Origin of the sequence: Arcicella rigui (assembly GCF_034929435.1) — a bacterium.
Classification (GTDB): Bacteria; Bacteroidota; Bacteroidia; order Cytophagales; family Spirosomataceae; genus Arcicella; species Arcicella rigui.
Map to the genome: position 1 here is coordinate 28,081 of NZ_JAYFUM010000002.1, position 21,018 is coordinate 49,098.

The 21,018-nt window shown below is 35.1% G+C and carries 16 protein-coding genes; 5 read left to right on the plus strand and 11 right to left on the minus strand.

The window, feature by feature from the left end; genetic code table 11:
* Positions 1 to 3: 3 nt before the first annotated feature.
* Positions 4 to 1,776 carry a glycosyltransferase family 39 protein gene (locus VB248_RS02135; RefSeq protein WP_323295082.1) on the minus strand — a complete coding sequence of 591 codons (1,773 nt, stop codon included), beginning with the start codon at positions 1,774 to 1,776 and terminating at the stop codon, positions 4 to 6.
* A gap of 188 nt (positions 1,777 to 1,964) precedes the next feature.
* Here VB248_RS02135 and ligA point away from each other — a divergent pair, with 188 nt between their 5' ends.
* From ligA to VB248_RS02155, 4 genes are all read left to right on the plus strand, one after another.
* A complete protein-coding gene (gene ligA, locus VB248_RS02140) occupies positions 1,965 to 3,962 on the plus strand; it encodes an NAD-dependent DNA ligase LigA (RefSeq protein WP_323295083.1) in 1,998 nt (665 codons plus the stop codon).
* A 187-nt stretch (positions 3,963 to 4,149) separates the two neighbouring features.
* Positions 4,150 to 5,031: a 4-hydroxy-tetrahydrodipicolinate synthase gene (gene dapA, locus VB248_RS02145; protein ID WP_323295084.1), complete on the plus strand. Its 882-nt coding sequence runs from the start codon at positions 4,150 to 4,152 to the stop codon at positions 5,029 to 5,031.
* Positions 5,032 to 5,258: 227 nt separating this feature from the next.
* Positions 5,259 to 5,561, plus strand: coding sequence for a Dabb family protein (locus tag VB248_RS02150; protein WP_323295085.1), 303 nt, complete (start codon positions 5,259 to 5,261; stop codon positions 5,559 to 5,561).
* Complete coding sequence (locus VB248_RS02155; RefSeq protein WP_323295086.1) at positions 5,542 to 6,030, plus strand: hypothetical protein; 489 nt, start codon at positions 5,542 to 5,544, stop codon at positions 6,028 to 6,030. Before VB248_RS02150 ends, VB248_RS02155 begins: the two co-directional genes overlap by 20 nt.
* A gap of 137 nt (positions 6,031 to 6,167) precedes the next feature.
* On the opposite strand, the gene VB248_RS02160 is transcribed toward VB248_RS02155, so the two are convergent.
* From VB248_RS02160 to VB248_RS02205, 10 genes are all read right to left on the minus strand, one after another.
* Positions 6,168 to 7,004 carry an Rpn family recombination-promoting nuclease/putative transposase gene (locus VB248_RS02160; protein WP_323295087.1) on the minus strand — a complete coding sequence of 279 codons (837 nt, stop codon included), beginning with the start codon at positions 7,002 to 7,004 and terminating at the stop codon, positions 6,168 to 6,170.
* A gap of 178 nt (positions 7,005 to 7,182) precedes the next feature.
* On the minus strand, positions 7,183 to 7,770 hold the full coding sequence (locus tag VB248_RS02165; RefSeq protein ID WP_323295088.1) for a S1 domain-containing protein: 588 nt from the start codon (positions 7,768 to 7,770) through the stop codon (positions 7,183 to 7,185).
* Between the two features lie 153 nt (positions 7,771 to 7,923).
* The gene (locus tag VB248_RS02170) at positions 7,924 to 9,576 is read right to left on the minus strand and encodes a S8 family serine peptidase (protein ID WP_323295089.1); all 1,653 of its coding nucleotides are present in this window, start codon (positions 9,574 to 9,576) and stop codon (positions 7,924 to 7,926) included.
* Positions 9,563 to 10,270 carry a hypothetical protein gene (locus tag VB248_RS02175; protein ID WP_323295090.1) on the minus strand — a complete coding sequence of 236 codons (708 nt, stop codon included), beginning with the start codon at positions 10,268 to 10,270 and terminating at the stop codon, positions 9,563 to 9,565. The genes VB248_RS02170 and VB248_RS02175 overlap by 14 nt, the downstream gene beginning before the upstream one ends.
* Positions 10,271 to 10,389: 119 nt before the next feature.
* Entirely contained in the window at positions 10,390 to 12,261 is a 1,872-nt protein-coding gene (locus VB248_RS02180) for a M61 family metallopeptidase (protein ID WP_323295091.1), read from the minus strand.
* Positions 12,262 to 12,318: 57 nt separating this feature from the next.
* The gene (locus VB248_RS02185; RefSeq protein ID WP_323295092.1) at positions 12,319 to 12,900 is read right to left on the minus strand and encodes a hypothetical protein; all 582 of its coding nucleotides are present in this window, start codon (positions 12,898 to 12,900) and stop codon (positions 12,319 to 12,321) included.
* A 207-nt stretch (positions 12,901 to 13,107) separates the two neighbouring features.
* Positions 13,108 to 14,637 carry a glutamine-hydrolyzing GMP synthase gene (guaA, locus tag VB248_RS02190; RefSeq protein WP_323295093.1) on the minus strand — a complete coding sequence of 510 codons (1,530 nt, stop codon included), beginning with the start codon at positions 14,635 to 14,637 and terminating at the stop codon, positions 13,108 to 13,110.
* Between the two features lie 121 nt (positions 14,638 to 14,758).
* Positions 14,759 to 16,234 (minus strand): MBOAT family O-acyltransferase, encoded by a 1,476-nt coding sequence (locus tag VB248_RS02195; RefSeq protein WP_323295094.1) that lies wholly within the window; start codon positions 16,232 to 16,234, stop codon positions 14,759 to 14,761.
* 47 nt (positions 16,235 to 16,281) lie between these two features.
* Positions 16,282 to 18,267 carry an ArnT family glycosyltransferase gene (locus VB248_RS02200; RefSeq protein WP_323295095.1) on the minus strand — a complete coding sequence of 662 codons (1,986 nt, stop codon included), beginning with the start codon at positions 18,265 to 18,267 and terminating at the stop codon, positions 16,282 to 16,284.
* A 63-nt stretch (positions 18,268 to 18,330) separates the two neighbouring features.
* Positions 18,331 to 19,509 carry an exo-beta-N-acetylmuramidase NamZ family protein gene (locus VB248_RS02205; protein ID WP_323295096.1) on the minus strand — a complete coding sequence of 393 codons (1,179 nt, stop codon included), beginning with the start codon at positions 19,507 to 19,509 and terminating at the stop codon, positions 18,331 to 18,333.
* A gap of 138 nt (positions 19,510 to 19,647) precedes the next feature.
* On the opposite strand from VB248_RS02205, the gene VB248_RS02210 reads away from it, so the two are divergent.
* The gene (locus VB248_RS02210) at positions 19,648 to 20,895 is read left to right on the plus strand and encodes an ABC transporter permease (protein WP_323295097.1); all 1,248 of its coding nucleotides are present in this window, start codon (positions 19,648 to 19,650) and stop codon (positions 20,893 to 20,895) included.
* The last annotated feature ends 123 nt before the right edge of the window (positions 20,896 to 21,018 follow it).

The following is a 21,018-nucleotide window of genomic DNA, read 5'->3' on the forward strand; positions in this document are numbered from 1 at the left end:
AATTTAATAACGGTATTTTTTCTCTTTCAAATCAAAGATTTCAAGGAGACGACCGTCTTTTTTCTTTAAAAATACTTTGTTTCGTTCTGTAATGTTTACTTTTTGTATGAATTGGGCATCTTTTGGCAAATACAAATTTACGTATTGTGCATCCAGATTTGATTGTTTTTCTACTTTTCCTAAAGTATCAGCCGCATAAAAACTTTCGATGTAAGAGGGGTACAAAATAGTATCTCCTGTTTGATAATACTTCGTTAGTTTTTGGGCAATGGCTGGGTATGGATTTTTGCTTCGGGCTTCACTTCTGTAATTGTATTTTACCGAAACGTCGTTGAGGACTTCTTGAATCGTCTGTCCGACATAAACCAAATGAGCAAAAAGAACAGCAAAAATAAAGAAATTTAAGGGCTTTATTTCCCATTTTACCTGAGAGATTGCTAAACCTACAAAAATAATGGAGTATGGAAACGAAAAACCAGAATAACGTTGTGTTAGACCAAAGGTATGTCCGTTTTTGAAGGTCATTATTACTAAAAAAATACTTGGGAGAAATGCCAAAATTGCCATAAACACCAAGAGTCTCTGTTCAAAAACTTCTTTTTTTGCTTTGAAAGAATGCAACAGCAAGTAAAATAAAAGTGACAAATTGACGAAGGCTAAAAATTGAAATTTACCCGTTGAGTACACAAAGAAAGCAATGGCGTTCAAAGCAATAATTCCCCAAAGCCAAATAGTTTGTTGGTTTTTGAAGTAACGATTCAAAGAAAAAACCGAAAGCAAAGCCACCAAAATCGCTAAAGCTAAATTGCGGAAACCAATCATTTTATTGATGAGTCCATTGGCAAGAATGAATAAATCTAAAAAAATGGGCGTTGCTTTTTTCAATACATTTTTGGGCGTAGCGGGGTCAATATATCCAGCGTGCGGATTCGGAACGCTGTGGGCTTCTTGGTAATAGACTTTGGCTTGGTATGCCAAGGTTTTGAAAGTATAATCGCCACCGCCAAAAGTAATCCAGTAACCAAAAAATGCTCCGCCAATACACAAACTCAAAGGCAGGAAAATCCAAGGACGAAGTTTACGGACAAACAATAAAACGTACAAGCCATGAGCCATAAAAACCGTAGCCGTAAGGAAATGCGATAATAAACAGACTGCAGAAAGAAATCCGTAAGTCCAGTAAAGTCCAGCAGCAGAGCGTTCTTTTTCTTCTCTTTTAATAATTTTCAAGAAAATATGCGTAGCCAAAAGTGTAAAGAAAAAGCTCATCGAGTAATTTCTTGCTTGCTGACTAACGGCAATAAAGAAAGGTTCAATTGCCATTAATCCAGCACAAATAAGGGCTAAATTGTTGTTTTTGAAATGCTCTTTTACAAAGAAAAAAAGTAAAATGATAGTAGCGATACTCCACAAAACTGAGAAAAAACGGATTGCGTAATCACTTAATCCAAAGGCTTTTGTCCAGAAATGTAAGACTAAATAATAAGCGGGGCTGTTGCCAATATCACTTCTTCGGTTGGCTTCAAAATAATCTTGAAGGCTTTTTTCTTGCCAAAATTCTTGCGGTGTAAAAGTACTTTTGTTGGGCGTATTAAAACAGTTTTTTTGTGTACTGCCTTCCATTGCCATTCCCTGACTTACCAAGAGCGTAGCTTTTTCGTCAAAGAAAATACCGTGTTCATCTAATTGATTGATGCGTAAAAAAAAGGCAAGCGTTAGAATGCAAATAAGGATGAGGTTTTGTAAGCGAAAGAATGCTTGAAAGACATTTGTCATTTGAGCGTCGTTGATTTTTATAGCATGAAAATAGCTTGGTAAAATTACCACATATTCTTATCAGACGCAAAGACAAAAACAAAAAGCAGGAAATTCGATAGCTAAGAATTTTTGTGGATTTTTAGGCTAAATTTTAAAATAACTTATATTTTGGCTTTAAATTCGATAAAAATTTAAAGCTTTTTGAAATGAACCCACAGGAAGAAATCAATCAATTGACCGACCAGTTGAATGAACTGAATTATAGATATTATATCACTGCCGACTCAGAAGTGTCTGATTATGAATTTGATAAACTACTCGAAAAATTACAACAATTAGAAGCTCAATATCCGCAATTTATTAGAAACGATTCGCCAACGCACCGAGTAGGAGGAACGATTTCAAAAGAATTTGAGGCTGTCAATCACCGTTTCCCGATGCTTTCTTTGGGTAATACTTATAATGCTGGTGAATTGGCGGATTTTGATGAAAGAGTAAGAAAAGGACTTGATGGCGAGCCTTACGAATATATTTGTGAATTAAAGTTTGATGGCGTTGCCCTTTCGGTTTGGTATGAAAACGGCGTTTTGGTGCGTGGCGTTACTCGTGGTGATGGCGTTCGTGGCGACGATATTACTGCCAATGTGAAAACCATTCGCACACTTCCATTGCGAATCAATGCTGAAAATATGCCTGCTGTCTTTGAAGTACGAGGCGAAGGTTTCATGCCTTTGTCGTCATTTGAATCTTTGAACAAAGAAAGAGAAGACATTGGCGAGGCATTGCTTGCCAACCCAAGAAATGCAGCTTCTGGAACATTCAAAATGCAAGATTCATCCGTAGTTGCGAAGAGAAAAATGGATTGCTACCTCTATCAGTTCTTGGCAAATGAAGAAGTATTTGAAAGCCACGAAGAAAGTTTGCACTGGATGAAAAAAGCAGGTTTCAACGTTTCACCAACCTGGAAAAAATGCAAAACTTTAGAAGAAGTATTGGCTTTTATCGACCATTGGGATATTGCTCGTTATGACTTGCCTTTGAATACTGATGGCATTGTAATAAAAGTAAATTCCATTGCACAAAGAGAAATTTTAGGTTATACAGCTAAATCGCCAAGATGGGCGATTGCTTATAAATATAAATCAGAATCTGCTTCAACTACTTTGGAGTCAGTAAGTTATCAATTAGGAAGAACAGGAAACGTAACGCCAGTAGCTAATTTAAAACCTGTTTTATTAGCCGGAACAGTGGTAAAACGAGCAAGTATTCATAATGCCAATGAAATTGAGCGTTTGGATTTACACCTTGGCGATACGGTTTTTGTTGAAAAAGGGGGCGAAATTATTCCTAAAATTACGGGAGTAGATACCAGTAAAAGAAGTTTGGCTTTTGAAAAAGTACAATTTCCAACTACTTGTCCCGAATGTGATACACCATTAATTAGAAAAGAAGGTGAAGCCAACCATTATTGTCCAAACGAGAAAGGTTGTCCGCCACAAATCAAAGGAAAAATTGAACATTTTATTCAAAGAAAAGCCCTAAATATTGAGAATTTGGGAACAGAAACCATTGATTTATTTTACCAAAAAGGAATCGTAAAAAGTCCAGCCGATTTATACGAACTGACAAAAGATAAGTTGGCGAATTTAGAAGGATTCAAAGAAAAATCAATCAATAATATTCTTTCTGGCGTTCAGAAATCTAAAGAAATACCATTCAAACAAGTACTTTTTGGCATAGGTATTCGCTTTGTTGGAGCTACTGTTGCTGAAAAATTAGCTTCTTATTTCAATAACATCGATGCCCTTGCTAAGGCTACTTATGAAGAGCTTTTACAAGTACCCGAAATTGGCGATAGAATAGCCCAAAGTGTAGTAGCGTATTTTCAAGATGAAGAAAATCAGGCTTACATTGAAAAATTAAAGGCAGCAGGTTTACAATTTATTCACGAAAGCACTGAAATTGTTGTAGAAGGGAACAGTTTAGAAGGAAAAACTTTCGTAATTTCGGGAACTTTTCAAAATTATGGCAGAGATGATTTAAAAGTAAAAATTGAAGCCAATGGCGGAAAAGTATTGAGTGGCGTTTCTGGTAAGCTGAACTTTTTGATAGCAGGCTCTGATGCTGGGCCATCAAAACTACAAAAAGCCGAGAAATTGGGCGTTCAAGTAATTACAGAAGAAGAGTTTGAAAAAATGTTGTGATAGCTTTTAGCTTTTAGCTTTGAGTGATGAGCTTTTAGCTTTTTGATTTTAGGTATTGTAGTTTTTTAGCCATTTGTACTTTAAAATTTACTCCATTTTCAAATCACCAAATCTTCAAATTTTCAAATTAAAAAGAGACCAATAGTTTTTAAATATAGACGATTGTACAATCGTAAAAAATCCAAAAATGAGACCAAAATTCCACGGCGTAGCTCCAGCTTTAGTAACTCCAATGTTTGAAGATGGCAGTATTGATTATGAAGGATTAAAAAGATTAGTCCAGCACGTAAGCGACGGTGGTGTTGATTATTTAGTGGTTCAAGGAACAACTGGAGAATCTGCCACAACCAGTACCGCAGAAAAAAATGCGATTTTAGCGTTTATTAAGGAAAATAATTCAAAGAACCTTCCAATCGTTTACGGACTTGGAGGAAACAATACGCCAGAAGTAATTAAGGCTATCCAAGCAACAGATTTTACAGGAGTTGATGCGATTCTTTCGGTTTGTCCTTATTACAATAAGCCGGGAGCTCGTGGAGTAATTGCACATTATACGGCCGTTGCTGATGCTTCGCCAGTGCCAGTAATTATGTATAATATTCCCGGACGTTCAGGAATTAATATGTCGGCAGCGACTACTTTGAAATTGGCTGAACATCCAAATATCATCGGAGTAAAAGAAGCTTCGTGTATTATTGAACAGTGCATGGAAATTTATAAAGATAAGCCTGAAGACTTTTTGTTGATTTCTGGAGACGATGTACAAGCTGTGCCAATTATTGCTTGCGGAGGTGTAGGTGTGATGTCGGTAATTGCGAATGCAGTTCCTGAGAAATTTACTAAAATGATTCACTCTGCCTTAGATGGAGACTTCCTTGCAGCACGTAAAGTATTAGGCGATTTCTTAGCGATTGACCCACTTTTATATGAAGAAGGCAATCCAGTAGGAGTGAAGAAAATTTTAGAATTAAAAGGAATCAGTGGTTCAGATGTTCGTTTGCCTTTGATGAAAGCATCAGATGAACTTGGCGAAAGAATGGCGGTAATCCTTGAAAAAGATAATTTGTAATGAAGGAGTGATTGGTAATTAGTATATCAATGTTTTGATTATTAAATACTTACAATAAACACAAACTTTAATTAAATTGTATTCATTACTTGATTTTTTAGTTTACTAAAAAATATTTTTTATAAAATTAAAATGGAAGAAGTTGCTGTTTGAATTATAATATCGTACATCAAATTCACCATTCAAAACTCATAATCGTAGCGGCGAACCGCTCACAACTCATACTTATGTTTGTTCACGTAGTAAATTTTTGGTTAAAGAAAGACTTGTCAGAAGCCGACCGTCAGAAATTTGTTGAGGGCGTAAAGTCACTTGGCAATATCGAAAGTATTAAAACGTTTAGTGTAGGACCGCCAGCAGCAACCGACCGCCCAGTAATTGACCGTAGTTATGATTATTGCGAGCTAACCGTATTTGATGATGCGGCAGGTCACGATGAGTACCAAGTACATCCCCTTCATCTAAAGTTTATAGATGACTGCAAACATCTTTGGGAGAGAGTATTAATTTATGATTCAGAAAGTATTTAATTGGAAGCAGGTTTTAAGTTTAGGCATTTTGGCTTTGTCATTTACCAATTGTCAGCCTACTAAAAATTTTCAACCTACCACTTATTATAGTCCGAACTACCAAAGTGGGGGCTACGACCAACATACTGGTTTAGGTTTTCAGATTCCTGATAAATATCCTATTGAGATTTTACAAGGAAATGAACAGCCTAAAACAAGTTTTCAAGAAATTGAAAAATTATCAATTTCTGAAGAATATCCTTTGTCAGCCGACCAAGAGTATAAAGGAAGAATGTTGAAACGTGGCAATGACCAACAGGAAAAGGAAGCAATTTTAGCAAGATTAGTAACACAAGCCCAAGATTTAGGAGCAAGTGGTATTATGAATCTGAACTATAAAGTATTTTCAACTGCTACCACTACGGGATATATTCTTTCGGGAACAGCATTCAAATATATTGTTAAACCCAATATGAAAGAAAATAGATAGTTGGTACAGATAAAATTAAAAAAGAGAAACGCTTGAATATATTATTCTGGCGTTTCTCTTTTTTTTGAGGGTTTTTGTAAAACTACTTCATGATTAAGCCCGAATTTTGGTCGAACCTAATCTTGCTCATTACATTTTTAAAGGTCGTTTATTTCTGATTCAGACAGTCCTGTCAAATCTGAAATATCCAAAGATGAAAGCCCTTTAAGTTTCATTTTTCTTGCAATTTTTAGAACACCTTCATTTATCCCTTCCTCAAAAGCTGAGTCAATAACACCCTTTAAGTCTCTATATATTTTCAAACTGTTTTCATAGTTTGCCAGCTCAGTTTGTCCAAATTTTGCGAGTTCAGCTTTCTCAAATGCTTGACTAAATACTTCGTCTGTAAATATTGCTGGAATCGTCTGAAAATCTTCTAAATATTTGATGAAATAAAGCCATTTATCCAAACGAGTTTCAAGTTCATTTTCCTTTCTTTTGAAGTTTGGCATTTCAAGGTAAATGAAAGTTAGTTTGTCATAAAAAGTTTTGCCATGTTGATTTTTTAATTTTATAGTATGAACAACCTCACTTTTTTCAGGTTCAGATTCATAATCATCAAATGTAAAGTCCAAAATGCCAACACAATAAACTGCTTTCAGATTGTAATTCCATTCTCCTCTTTCAGCTTGTTCTCTAATCGGAAAAGTTGAATAGTAGATGGTTCTTTCTTTGAAATAGTTCTGCTTCGCTTTTTGAAGTTCAACTATAAATTTTTCACCTTTTTCGTTTTCGCAGTAGATGTCATAAATGGCTTTTCTATCAAGGTCTGTTTGCCCAAGTTGTTCGTTGTTTTTAAAAGTCAAATCAACGATTTTGCCTGTGTTTGGTAACAAAGCATTCAGGAAGTCAATAAGCGATGGTTTACTGGCTTCTTCACCGAAGATTTTCTTAAAACCAAAGTCTGTAAATGGATTTACATATTTTGCCTTCATTTTTTAACTGATTGTTATTCAGCAAATTTACACATTATTTATAGATGTTTGAAGCCTCTCTGAGTTTTTGAGTGTTTTTAAGTGTATTGTTCATAATGTCCTTTTGTCTAAGTTTTATCATGCTATTGATTTCACCAATATGTATTAGGCGAAGTTTTTTTGCGAAAGGTTTGTTGTATTATCTTGTTTCATCAGGTAACCAACCTAATCCTATTTGTCTGTTATGAAACCTAAAATATGAAACAATACATTTTATGCTATCTCCTTCTTTTATCCAACTGGAAAAACCAATGGGTAATTGCTTTCCATTATTAAAATTTAAGTGTCCAATATCAATAAGCCCAATAAAGGGACAATTTTCTAAATCAACAAAAAGTCCAAATGGAACGACTTTATTTATTTTTCCCATTAGGATAGTGCCCTCTTTTATATTTTCGATAACTTCATAGAATTCTTTATATAATCTTATCTCGGTTTCATTTAAATCAGATGGATTTGAACTTAAATATAATGTTTTGGTTTCATCAACAAAGTTTTTTACCACCATTTCAATGACTGTTCCTTTTTGAGGTATTTCACTATCTATTAATTGTAAATCGGAGTCAAAAGAATTATATACTAAGATTGATTTATACTTAGAATCTGTTTCAACTTCTACGTGATAAGTTACAAAACCTTGAATCTCAAATCTTTCGTGTCCTAAAACTACGCCAGAAATGCGATGTCCTACTTTATGTATATTTTTCAAGATTTCGTAAGCATTCATTGTTTCTTAACTTTTCACTAAATCGCTAATATGAGAAAGTTTTGTCGTATTTCTCTTATTTTCGTCATTTTTACTAATAATTCCTTAGCCAATTGTATCATGCCACAAGTCAGCCAAGATTAAATTTAACCATAATCAATATTCAAATAAAACCTAATTAACCTTCAACACTTTCATTAAAGTACTTTTAGCATCATTACCAATGCGTAAGAAGTATGTGCCGACTGCTAAGTTTGCCAACGACATTTTGAACGTTGCTGTATTTACTTCTTGATACATTAGTGTTTTGCCTGTAATATCCATTAATGAGCTAAAATAATTACTTAATCGGCTATCCTTGATTTGAATTGTGATGTCGCTTGAGCTTGGATTGGGATATACACTAAAAAGTGAATTGTTTTCATCTTCTACCGCAAGTACAACTTCGTTGGTATTGGCTCGAACAAAATCTGGTATGCCGTAGCCCAATCTTTCATCTGGCTGATTATATTGATGTCCCGACTTTCTAATTCTTTCTATTACTTGTATGGCTGTTAAAGTTGGATTCGCTTGCCAAAATCCCGCTACCATGCCACATAAAATGGGTGAAGAAAATGAAGTTCCCTGACTGGTAATTACGTTGCCATTGGGTGAAACTACTGCCACGCTTTGTCCCATGGCCACTACATCAGGTTTTACTCTTCCATCTGACGATGGCCCAATCGAACTAAAAATGGCATAAGTATTCTGGGCATCAACCGCACCAACGGTTAAAACAGAATCGGCATCAGCAGGAGTAGAGATGTATCGCCAAGAGCCATTTCCATCATTTCCTGCACTGATAACGCAGATGATGCCCACTGAGGCTGCCCAAGCGGCAGCTTTTGCAGCAATGGTGGTTTTACCATTCATGTCTGCGTAAGTATGATTCATGGTTGCATTATCAAATTCTGTATAACCCAATGACGAATTGATTAAGTCAACCCCAACACTATCGGCATATTCTACGGCAAAAAGCCAGTTGGCTTCTTCAATCAAGTACTCTGAGGAGGAATCTTCTGAACGTAATAATAAAAACGAAGCTTTATAAGCCGTGCCAATCATTCCTGCAGGCGAATACGCTCCGATACATGACAATACGTTTGTGCCATGTGAGTCATCATCGTAAACAGATTGATTATTTTCTACAAAATCATACGTGCCTACTATTCTATTTTCATCAAAAATTGGTTTTAAGGCTGTAATCGTATTGGCATTTCTGAAACCAGCATCCAGAATCGCAATCAACATTCCTTCTCCTCTAAAGCCTTCATCGTGCATTTTATCTACACCAATCATTTTGTTTTGGGTGGTTGCCAAACCGTAGTCGAGAGAATTGGTGGCTAAGGTTTCAAATTTGCTTGCTTTTCGTCCGCTTCTTGTTGCAGGGTTGTCGAGAGCCATATTTACAGCTAAACCTTTTACAGAAGAAAGTGATAAAACCGAGGATAAAACGGTGGACGAACATTGAATTAATGCGGCATTCATCCATCTGGAAGTATAAATTACTTTCGCTCCTGTGTTTTTTACAGCTTGTAAGTAGGCTGGATTTACGGGTAAATCTTTGCTGGTAAAGGCAATTTTTTGTCTTTCTCGGCGAGCAACAGAACGTTGTGAAAGGAAAGCCAAAGGCTTATCGGTAGAATAAGGGGAATTATTTTTGTCTTTGAAAACGACCAAATATTTACCAGCAGTTTGTGAAAAGGTTAATTTCGGAAAGAAAAACAGGAGAGAAGTTATCAAGTATAAACTTCTTAAAAAGGATAAATGTATTTTATTCTGTTCCATAATCTTTGATTTTCATACGAATACTTTTTCCAAAATCTATCTTATTTTTCCCGATGCAATCTGCTTTACTACAATAAGTAATACTTTTATTTTCTGCATAAATCAAACCAATTCCTTCGGCATAAACTTCCATTCTTTTATTTAAATCAACCAAAGTAGAATCATTTTGTTGAACGATAGTTACTGTTTTAGGAAATACTTTGTTGTCGATACTAAAAGCTTGATGAAGGTTTTTTACAGTATAATCATCTTTCCCTAAAGCATTATAGGCGTTTCCATTCCATGTCTGATTTTCGGAAAGTGGAAATACAAATTTTACAAAAGTTTGGTTGTTTTCGGTTTTTAAAGCTTCATTACCTCGTTTTTTAGCGGTAAAAACTGCCTCAATTTGCCATATTTCCTTATCATTGTTTCTTCGATAACGCTCGATTCTGAGGCTTTCTTGTCTGTCTAAATCTGTAAAGAAAGTAGCTACCAATTCTTTGATTTGATAGTTTTTAATAGTAGGCTCTTGCGTGATATAGTATTCTATTTCTTGCACTTCATACGTAGTAAATTGTTTTATGGAAGTATAGAAATAAGACATTCCTGTTTCTGGCGGAGCAACACATTCGCAGTCTCGAATGGTATTTTTACAAGCAATAAATCCCAGAAAACCAATGAGAAGACAGTATGACAGAGATTTTCGTTGCATTTGGTTAAATAGAGGAAAGAATAGGTAAATGTGTGTCGAATTCTGTAATGATTTGAAAGACAAGATAATACAAAAACGCCAGTCAAAGATGAGCTTGACTGGCGTTTGCGATTATTTTTTTATTTTTCTTCTGGACTTAACCATGCTTTACGAAGTTTGATTTGGGCTTCGCTTGGATTTTGAACAGGAAGTAGAAGATTTTTCTCGGTTACTTCTGGAATAAAGAGTTTTGCCGTTAATGTTTTTTCTACTTTTTTGTCGCCATCTTTTCTTAAAATTACATAAGTGATGTCGTCTGTTTCTTTGCTATTCGTATTAAAATCTAAACGAGTTGCTCTGAAATTGGCTAAATCTAAAGGTTTTCCGTTCAATGAAACTAATTCGTCACCAGCTTTAAAACCTAATTTTGCTCCGAAACTATCAATTCCTTCGTCGTCGATAATGAAAATACCTTTTGTTTCAGGATTGATTCCCAAATTGTAAATTGAGAAACCTAAGCTTTTTTCAAATTTCTTATTGGTCTTTTTAAAGCTAATACCAACGCTATTGAAGGTTTCTTCTAAAGGTAATGGTTGCTTTCCTTCTACATAATTCGTGAAAAACTGACGAATTTCTGGCATTTTTGATACTTCTACGATTTTATCAAAAAGCTCTTCATCATCGAACGATTTATCTTTTCCATAGTATTTTGATAAATCTCTCATCAAATTCTGAGTACCGTATTTCCCGTCCGACAATTGACGTAATTTAATGTCTAAACACAAGCCAATCAATGCACCTTTTTCATACACATTTTGGTATTGCTCTTTGTATTTATCCAAAACATCAGCCGACATTACAGTAAACGGCAAATCGTCTTGATAACGCTCATACATGCTAATAATCTTACCACGAAGCATACTGATATAAGTCGGTAAGTCGATTAAATCATATTTAGCCTGCATGTGTCCAGCGGCATATTCTGTAAGTCCTTCGTACAACCAAAGATGTTTTGACATTTTTGGTTTATTGAAATCAAAATCTCCGATTTCTTTTGAGTGAATACTCAAAGGCGTAACGATATGAAAAAACTCGTGAGCACAAACATCTTTTACGGTTTGCGAAAGCTCGTCAGACGTAGATTCTGGTAAGTAATAAAACGACGAGTACGAGTGTTCTAAAGCACCATAGCTACCGTTTTTCAAATTATCCGACAAAACGATTAAGAACGCATATTTTTTAATCGGCAAAGTACCACCTAAATACTCTTTCTGAGCTTCTAAAAGTGTTTTTACATTCTCCGCAATTTCAGCAGAACTTGCTTTTTTGTTAGGTGAATAAACCGAAATTAAAATATCCGAACCACCAACTTTTAAAATGGTTGTATCTGGTTTTGTGTACATAATCGGTGCATCTACTAAATCATTGTAGTTTGAAACACTGAAAACATCTTGTTTATCGTCCGATTTTGTAGTCGAAAGTGACGAAGCTCCATAAAAACCATTTGGCTTAGTGAAGGTAAGGTCGAAGGTAGTTTTCTTTAGATTATCAAAATATCCAAAGAAACCATGTGTATTGATGGCGAATAATTTATTCTCTTCGATGTCAGTTCCAGCAGGTTCAAAAATGTACTCACCTTTTACTTCTGGCGAATCCCAAGTATCATCTACCAAGTAAGCAATTTTAAATAACTTTTTTGCTCCTTTGATTTTGTAACTGTTCACATCTAATTTATCTACTACTAAAGCTTTTCCTTTATCGTCAAAGGCTTTAAAATCAGAGATATATCTACCAAAATCATAATTGGCATAAGTACCAGGAACAATTTTAGGAAAATTATAAATTACTTCATCTTTTGAGATTTTAGGCGTAATCAATGATACTTCTAATTTATCATTCTGGACTTTAGTTAAATCAATATAAAATTGATAATTGGTGTTTTGTGAAACTTTTTGAGCAAAAGAATTTAGACATAATAACAGTGCCCAGAGTGTTAGGATTTTAATTTTCATTGTTTGTATTTGAATGGTTGGAATAAAATAGCAATAATACCTTTATTGTAAGGTATTTTATCGTTTCAAAGAAATGGTTGTTTGTAAAGAGGTAGCTTGATTGGCTTCTACGGCATTACCTTTTATCTGAATAACATAATAACCGACGACTAAGTAAAGAAAGTCTGTAAAACCATCAGTTTCGATTTCTCCATTCGCATCGGCAACTAATTTTTTATAAGCTAATTTTAAATCAGTGGATGTTAAGGATGCAATCTGATACGTTATTACTTGATATTTTCCATCAAAACCTACGTTTTGTGTCGAAGTAAGCGTGACTGATTTTTTATCACTCGACATATTCCATTTCCCTCTGTCATCACCTGCAATATAAGTACTGTCACTTTTAAATTCATAAGCATACAAGGAAGCGATAGAATCAGTTGTTGCAGTATTATTTCCTGAGAACTTTTTGATTTCATCTAAGGTAGCTTCATAGCTTTTGACGTTTGTTACTGCTCCTAAACTATTGAATTTCCACTGTCCGATGATACTTACTTCAGTAGGAGCGGGAGTTACATTAGGGCTGAATCCTTCTTCACAACTTGTGAGGTAGAAGAATGAAAGGATGGAGAATAGAATTAGAGTTAATTTTTTCATGTGGAGAATTATTTTTTGATAAAACACAAATTAAACATTAAGTTTTTAAAATACACTTAAAACTTATTAAACGGTCAGGAAATATGATAAAAGAAAAAAGCCCGAAAAAATTCGGACTTTCTTCTTTTGAAAGTATTGAGGAATTTGTTTAAAAGTGTGTAGTACATTTTAAAGTTCCTCATTCAACATTTAGTACTCTTCGTTCATTTATTCCCACTCAATCGTTGCTGGTGGTTTTGATGAAATATCGTAAACTACTCTGTTTACGCCTTTTACTTTATTGATAATTTCGTTAGAAATTTCTGCTAAAAACTCATAAGGTAAATGACACCAGTCAGCCGTCATACCGTCAACAGATGAAACCGCTCTTAACGCTACTACTCTTTCATAAGTACGCTCATCGCCCATTACACCTACTGACTGAATCGGTAATAACATCGCACCTGCTTGCCAAACGTTGTTGTACAAGCCTTTATTTTTCAAACCATTGATAAAAATGGCATCAACTTCTTGAAGAATCTGTACTTTTTCGGGAGTAATATCTCCTAAAATTCTGATTCCCAAACCCGGCCCTGGGAATGGATGACGACCCAAAATAAAGTCTGGAATTTCTAAAGTTCTACCTACCAAACGTACTTCGTCTTTGAACAAAGTTTTAAGTGGCTCAACAATTTTCAATTTCATATAATCAGGTAAACCGCCAACGTTGTGGTGAGATTTAATCGTTTGTGAAGGCCCTCCACTAACGGAAACTGATTCAATAATATCTGGATAAATTGTACCTTGTCCCAACCATTTTACGTCTTCAATTAAATGAGATTCTTGGTCGAAAACGTCGATAAATACTTTACCGATGGCTTTACGTTTAGCTTCTGGGTCTGTCAAGCCTGCTAATGCCGAATAGAATTGTTCTTTTGCATCAACACCTTTTACATTCAAACCAAGATTTTTGTATGATTCAAGAACGTCTTCAAATTCATTTTTTCTCAGCAAACCGTTGTCAACAAAAATACAGTAAAGGTTTTTGCCAATCGCTTTGTGAATCAACACAGCAGCAACTGAGCTATCTACACCGCCAGAAAGTCCTAAAACTACTTTATCTTCGCCCAATTGTGCTTTTAATTCAGCAACAGTTGTATCAACAAATGAATCTGCCGTCCAATCTTGTGAACATCCACAAACGCCAATCACGAAGTTTTTCAACATCGTTTTTCCTTCTAAAGAGTGCGTTACTTCTGGGTGAAATTGAATCCCATAAGTTTGTTCGCCTTTGATATGGAAAGCGGCAATTTTTACTGATTCTGTTGAACCAATGATTTCAAAATCTTCTGGAATCGACATGATGGTATCACCGTGCGACATCCAAACCTGGTTATTTTCAGAAACATCGTTCAAAATTGGATTTTCGGCTACTTTTTGCAATTTAGCTCTTCCGTACTCACGATGTCCAGAATTATATACTTCTCCACCGCCTGTGTAAGCCAATAATTGAGCTCCGTAGCAAATACCCAATACAGGTAATTTACCTCTAAAAAGGCTCAAATCCACCCTTGGAGAGTCTTCATCACGGACAGAACAAGGGCTACCTGAAAGAATAACGCCTTTTACGTCATCGCCGATTGTTGGAATTTTATTGAAAGGATGTATTTCGCAATAAATATTAAGTTCACGAACTCTACGAGCAATTAACTGAGTGACTTGTGAACCAAAGTCGAGGATAAGAATTTTTTCGGACATTTTTCGATTTCGGATTGCTGCTTTCGGAAGACAAAACGCTGTCTCTTGAAAACTTTGCTAAAAAATAAACCGCAAATTTGGGGAAAATTTGCGGTTTTGAAGTAATATATTTTACTTTTTTCTAAAATTGGAAGTAAATAAACTGTGCTGGAGCGTCGTACATTCCTAAAAAGAGTATCGCCATCACAATTCCGTAGTAGAGTAGCCAGCGAAAAACCAGAGGTTTCTGACTTAAAATTTGCCTTAAACTTTGTCCTCTTTGAAAAAAATGTACCGTTTCCATCACCATTAAGGCAAAGACTACCATTACAAAATTTGAAATGCCTTGTCCTAAAAATATATTTTTTTCAATAAAACTTTTGTTACTTATTTGAAGTATCTGCTCGCCAATCCCTGTAAACAAATGTGTGGCGATGTAATATGCTGATTTGAAATCGACGGCACGGAAGAAAATCCAAGCGAAACTTGTCAAACAAAAAATGGTAAAAATCTGAATGATTTTATACAAAGTCGGCAGTTTTTTGATGCCGATTACTTCGATAAACTTATTTCTAAAATCAGCAGTAAGGTTGGCAAAAATCAAATAAAATCCGTGTATTGCTCCCCAGATTACAAAATTCCAACTTGCTCCGTGCCAAATACCCGAAACCAGAAAAACGATAAAAAGATTGTACTCTTTTCGCCATTTTGGTACTCGATTTCCGCCCATCGAAATATAGAGATAGTCACGAAACCAAGTAGAAAGTGAAATATGCCAGCGTCGCCAAAATTCAGAAATGGTTTTTGAGAAATATGGACGGTCGAAGTTTTTCATTAAATCAAAACCCATTACTTGTGCCGAACCCAAAGCGATGTCGGAATATCCCGAAAAATCACAAAAAATTTGAATTGAAAAAAGCGAAGTAGCTACCAAAAGCGGAATCCCCGTTTGATGAAAAGGATTATCATACACTTGATTGACCATCACCGCCAGACGGTCGGCAATTACCACTTTTTTGAACATTCCCCAAGCCATTAATTTAAGCCCGTCACTTACTCTTTTGGCATCAAAATCAAATTTTTCATAAAACTGATGCAAAACATTTTGTGGTCTTTCAATTGGCCCTGCTACCAATTGCGGATAAAACATTACGTACAAAGCGTAAATACCAAAATGTCTTTCTGCTTTTTGTTTGCCACGATATACTTCAATTGTATAAGACATCGCCTGAAAAGTATGAAAAGACAAACCGATTGGGAGTAAAATTTTGAGATAGGGAATCGGATTTTCAATCGCAAAACCTTTTAGCAAAAAGCCTAAATTATCGTTCAGAAAGTTATAATACTTAAACACCGCCAAAACCCCGATATTGGCTATCAGGCTAATCGTGAGGAAAAGTTTTCTTTTTTGGTCTTCTGATTGTTCAATAAAAATCCCTGCATAATAGTCAACCAGAATCGTAAAGCCCAGAATTAGCATATAAATCGGCACGAAAGCCATGTAGAAATAACAGCTTGCCGCCAACAACCAAGACCAACGGAAACGATATGGAATTAAAAAATATACAATCGTGACGATGGGAAAGAAAAAAAGAAATTCTAATGAATTAAAAAGCATATTGGATAAATCTCAAAATAAGGTCATTTTTCTACAAAAACAACCATTTATTTAGTGCTTGTACTGTTCTGAATTTGGTATAATGCTACTTCCTGTTCTGCATAAACTTTCTTGTAAGAATGCTGATGATAGATAATCGCATTTTGATGATGCTTGTTCGATACGATATAATTGGGCTTAAAATCGGGCTTGGTTAATTTTACTAAAGCTGGGTCAAATACGCCTACCCATCTTACTTCAATGCCTTTTGGCACGAGTTCACGTAAAATAATATAATCTTTATCGTCACCGGCAATATCCAAACCGACCGATTGCAAGGCTGGCTCTTTTAGTAAATATTCTGTCGCATTCAAAAACTCAGTTGCTTGTGTATCCAAACCTTCGTGCGTAAGTACTTCACGATAAGTAGAAAATAGGATACTCTTTTTTTGATACAAAGCCAAAGTCATGTCGTTGCTTTCTACTTTTCTCAATTTCTGTACTAATGCCGTCAGTGCTTTGAAAGAAAGCAATGGTTTCTGAAAATTCAAAAAGACAAATGGTAAAACACCGAATGAAAGTGAGATGACCAGTATTTTAATAAATCGTGTTTTATCAGCAATAACCATAGCTGTAAAACAACACATACATAAAAAAAATGGGGTATGTAGCCGACTTCCAAAAAGTTGGAAACGCAATAAAGCACAAAAAAGCACAAAAGTACTGATACTGCAAAACCAAAAAATACTTAGTCTTGATTGTTTTTTTGACTGGAAAAGATAAACCAAAGAAACAGCTAAAATCAAGAAAAAGTGAAGAAAATTACCTGCGTAATCTTCACTGGTATTTAATCTTGAAATTTTGAAAGATGGATTAATCCCAAAAGTAGTGAGTGGGTCGGATATATCAATGCCAAGTTTTTGATGTAAGTTGAGCATCTGACTCGTCCAGAAATCATTCCAGATATTTCCGGGCGACTGAATGCCAATATGTAAACTTAAATGTCGGCTAATATTTGAAATTAATGCCACCAAAGAATGATTATCCAGCGACATTCCGCCAGAAGATTCTCCGAGTGGATGATGAAAAATAAGCCAATTCCGCCAATAATAGCCCAAATTCAAACCAACACTTAGCAAAATGATTGTGGCAAAACCCAACCAAGTACTACTTTTTTTCCAACCAGATGCTTGGAACAACATCACTAAGCCTAACCAAACACAAAATGGAAATAAAAATATGTAACCTGTTCCTTTCGTAAGTTCTGCCAAACCCAAACTAAAACTAAAGAAAACGATATTTACAAAGGCTTTGTCTTGTAAATAATTGAGCAAAAAATACACGCCCGTCATTACAAAAAATGCTACTGTCAAATCATTTTGTGTAGAAGTAGCCTGCAAAACTACCATCGGAATTGAGGCAACCAAAAATGCTCCCAACCACTGCGTTTTGGGTTTTCCGCCAAGTCTTTCAATAACTAAGGTACAACAAGTAATTACCCCCAAAAAACTTAGCCATTGAACCAAATTAGTAGCAAAGTCACTTTTGCCAAGAATGATTAAGTGAAGAATTGCCAATTCTGAAAAAATATTATAAGATACTTGCCTAAAATTGTTAGTGGCGAAATGCCTTAAATCTTCATTCTGAATCCAATACATTACTCTCGACAAATGATAAGTCAGAGAGTCTTTATTATTAATAGGCGAAATCAGAGCTAAGAAAAGTGTCAATAAAAGAATCAGGCTAATGGGAATACAGAAAAATTTATAAGTGGAGAAATCACTGATAATCGCTTTTGAAAGTCTTTGTAATTTTTCTGTTTTAGCTGGCGATTTACTTACTTGGTAGGCGAGGAGTGAAGTACTCATTAACCAAAGTGTCAGCAGATAAGGAAAATTTAACACCGAAAAAATGCTCAATACTTCGGCAAATAACACTATCTGAACTGAAAAAACTAAAAAGGCTAATAAGATAGATTCTCTGAACCGTCCTGATTGATTATAAAATAAATAAACTGTAAGAACAATATTTAGGAAGAGGATGTAATTCAACATTTGTTTTTTATTTAATTTTTCAAAAAAACTGGCTTTGTCAAAGCCAGTTTTTGATGATTTTATTTACTCAGCATAAAGCAAATACTTTTTTCTGAGTGTTTTATAGTTGTCTAAATCGTTTTGCCAAGTTTTACGAATCTCCGTTTCGGTCAAACCTTCTGCCAGTTGTTTTCTTAAATTATCTGAGCCAACAAGTCTATCAAACGAAGCAGTATTGATATAAAATTTATTTTTGTCTTCTGCTTTTTGATAAAAATCTATTATGTACTTGATGGTAAAACCTTGTTTACGAGCATCCACTTGGCGGAGGTCGAAACCATAACAAAGTTTGCCTTTCAAGGGTGGATTTTTTGCTCCCGGTTTATCTTCGGGCGTAAAAGTAAAACTTCCATATTTTGGATTTACTGAGCCAATTACTTGAAACTGTTTGTCTGTGCCTCGTCCAACACTCACTTCTGTTCCTTCAAAAAAGCAAATAGAAGGATATAAAAGAATTGATTGTAAGTTGGGCAAATTAGGAGAAGGAGCAATTGGTAAAGTGTAAGGAGTTGAATGCTTGTAATTTAAACATTTGATGACAGTCAGATTGGCTTTTACTTGATTTTTCAACCAACCTTCTTCATTAATCATCGTTGCCAATTCGCCAACTGTGCATCCGTGAACTACTGGTACGGGATTGAGTCCTACAAAAGAAGCAAATTTTCTGTCCAGCACTGGGCCATCAACATAATGCCCGTTTGGATTCGGGCGGTCTAAAATCAAAACGGCTTTTCCATTTTCAGCACAAGCTTCCATCACATAGTGCATCGTAGAAGTATAAGTATAAAATCTTACGCCTACATCCTGAATATCAAAAATTACGATGTCGATACCTTCTAATTGGGCAGGAGTAGGCTTTTTGTTTGAGCCGTACAAAGAAACGATGGCAATGCCTGTTTTTTTATCTACACCATTGGCTACGTGTTCGCCTGCGTCGGCTGTACCTCTAAAACCATGCTCAGGAGCAAAAATAGTTTTGATTTTTACACCGAGCGAAATCAATGAATCTGCCAAGTGCGTTTGTTTGATTACCGAAGTATGATTTACAACCAAGGCTACCGTTTTGCCTTGCAGCAATGGAAGATATAGATTGGTTTGTTCAGCACCAGTTTTGAGAGGTTTCGTTTCTTTTTTGACAGTAGCACAAGCTATGAAAGAAACAAACGTTAGGAAAAGTAAGATGTTTTTTGAGAAATGGAGCATGATTTACAGCGTTGTTGATTACATTATTTGAAAAATCTTTGAGCAGAATACAGATATTACGTCATTGCTTGTTCGCTCTCAAAAACATTCAATTCAAAACAAGCAAGCATTTTTAAAATAAAAAAACTTAATTTGTGCTTGAAAAACAAAATTACAAAATACTGCATGAATTTCCCCTATTTCATTTCTCAACGGATTCAAAATACAAAAACTACCTCTTTTTCTGGAACGGTTACTAAAATCGGTGTGGGAAGTATCGCCATTGGTTTGGCGGTAATGATTATCGCTTTTGCAGTTTTATTTGGTTTCAAAGATGCTATTCATCAAAAATTGTTCAGTTTGTCAGCTCATATCAAAGTAGCCAAATTTTCAATTAATGAGTCTTATGAACAATATCCAATCACGAAACAAACCGACCTTTTCAGACATTACAAGAATATCCCCGAAATCGCCCATTTACAAACTGTTGCTCATAAAGCAGGTATTTTAAAAACTCGCCAAGATATTTTAGGCGTTGTGATGAAAGGAATTGCACCAGACTTTGATTTTCAACGCTTCGCTCCGAATATTATTGAAGGAAAACAAATACAATTTTTGCCAGATACTTATTCAAAAGATATTTTAGTGAGTAAAGTAATTGCCAATAAGCTCAACTTAAAAGTAGGAAGTAGCGTCATTATGTATTTTTTGAATGCTCCCGACCGTCCACGTAAATTATTGGTAAAAGGGATTTACGAAACCCAAATGGAGGAATTTGATAAAGCACTAATTATTGGCGATTTGGGATTAATCCAAAAAATGAATACTTGGGGAGCGGATTCGGTAGGTACTTATGAAATTTATATCAAGGATTTTGAACAACTCAATGCCGTTGCGAAGAAAGTACAAGATAAAATGCAGCCTGATATGAAGTTAGAGAAAGTAACTGCTACTTACATGGGTTTGTTCGATTGGCTCGGAATGTTGGATAGAAATATGGTCATTTTCCTGACGCTGATTTTGTTTGTGGCTTCTTTTAATATGATTTCAATATTATTGGTATTGATGTTAGAACGTACACCAATGATTGGCGTTTTGAAAGCTCTGGGAGGAAGTAATTGGCAAATCAGAAAGATATTTTTGTGGAGTGGTTTTTCTATGATTTTCCGTGGACTGATTTACGGAAATGTCTTTGGTATCGGTATTTGTTTGCTTCAACAGTACTATAAAATTATTCCACTCGACCCCGTGAATTATTACATGAATACTGTACCCATTATGATGAACTGGGGCGTTGTACTCTTATTGAATTTGGCAACGGTTTCCTTAGTGATTTTGGTTTTAACTATCCCAACCTTCGTCATCACACGCATAGAACCCGTGAAAGCGATTATTTTTAGAAAATGATTTTAATTCAGAGTTTTGAATTATGAATTAAGAAATGTTCTAAAAAATAGGGTAAAAATAAATTCAAAAAGAAAAAGGTATTTTAGGAACTCATTTTCCCAAAATACCTTTTTCTTTAAATCC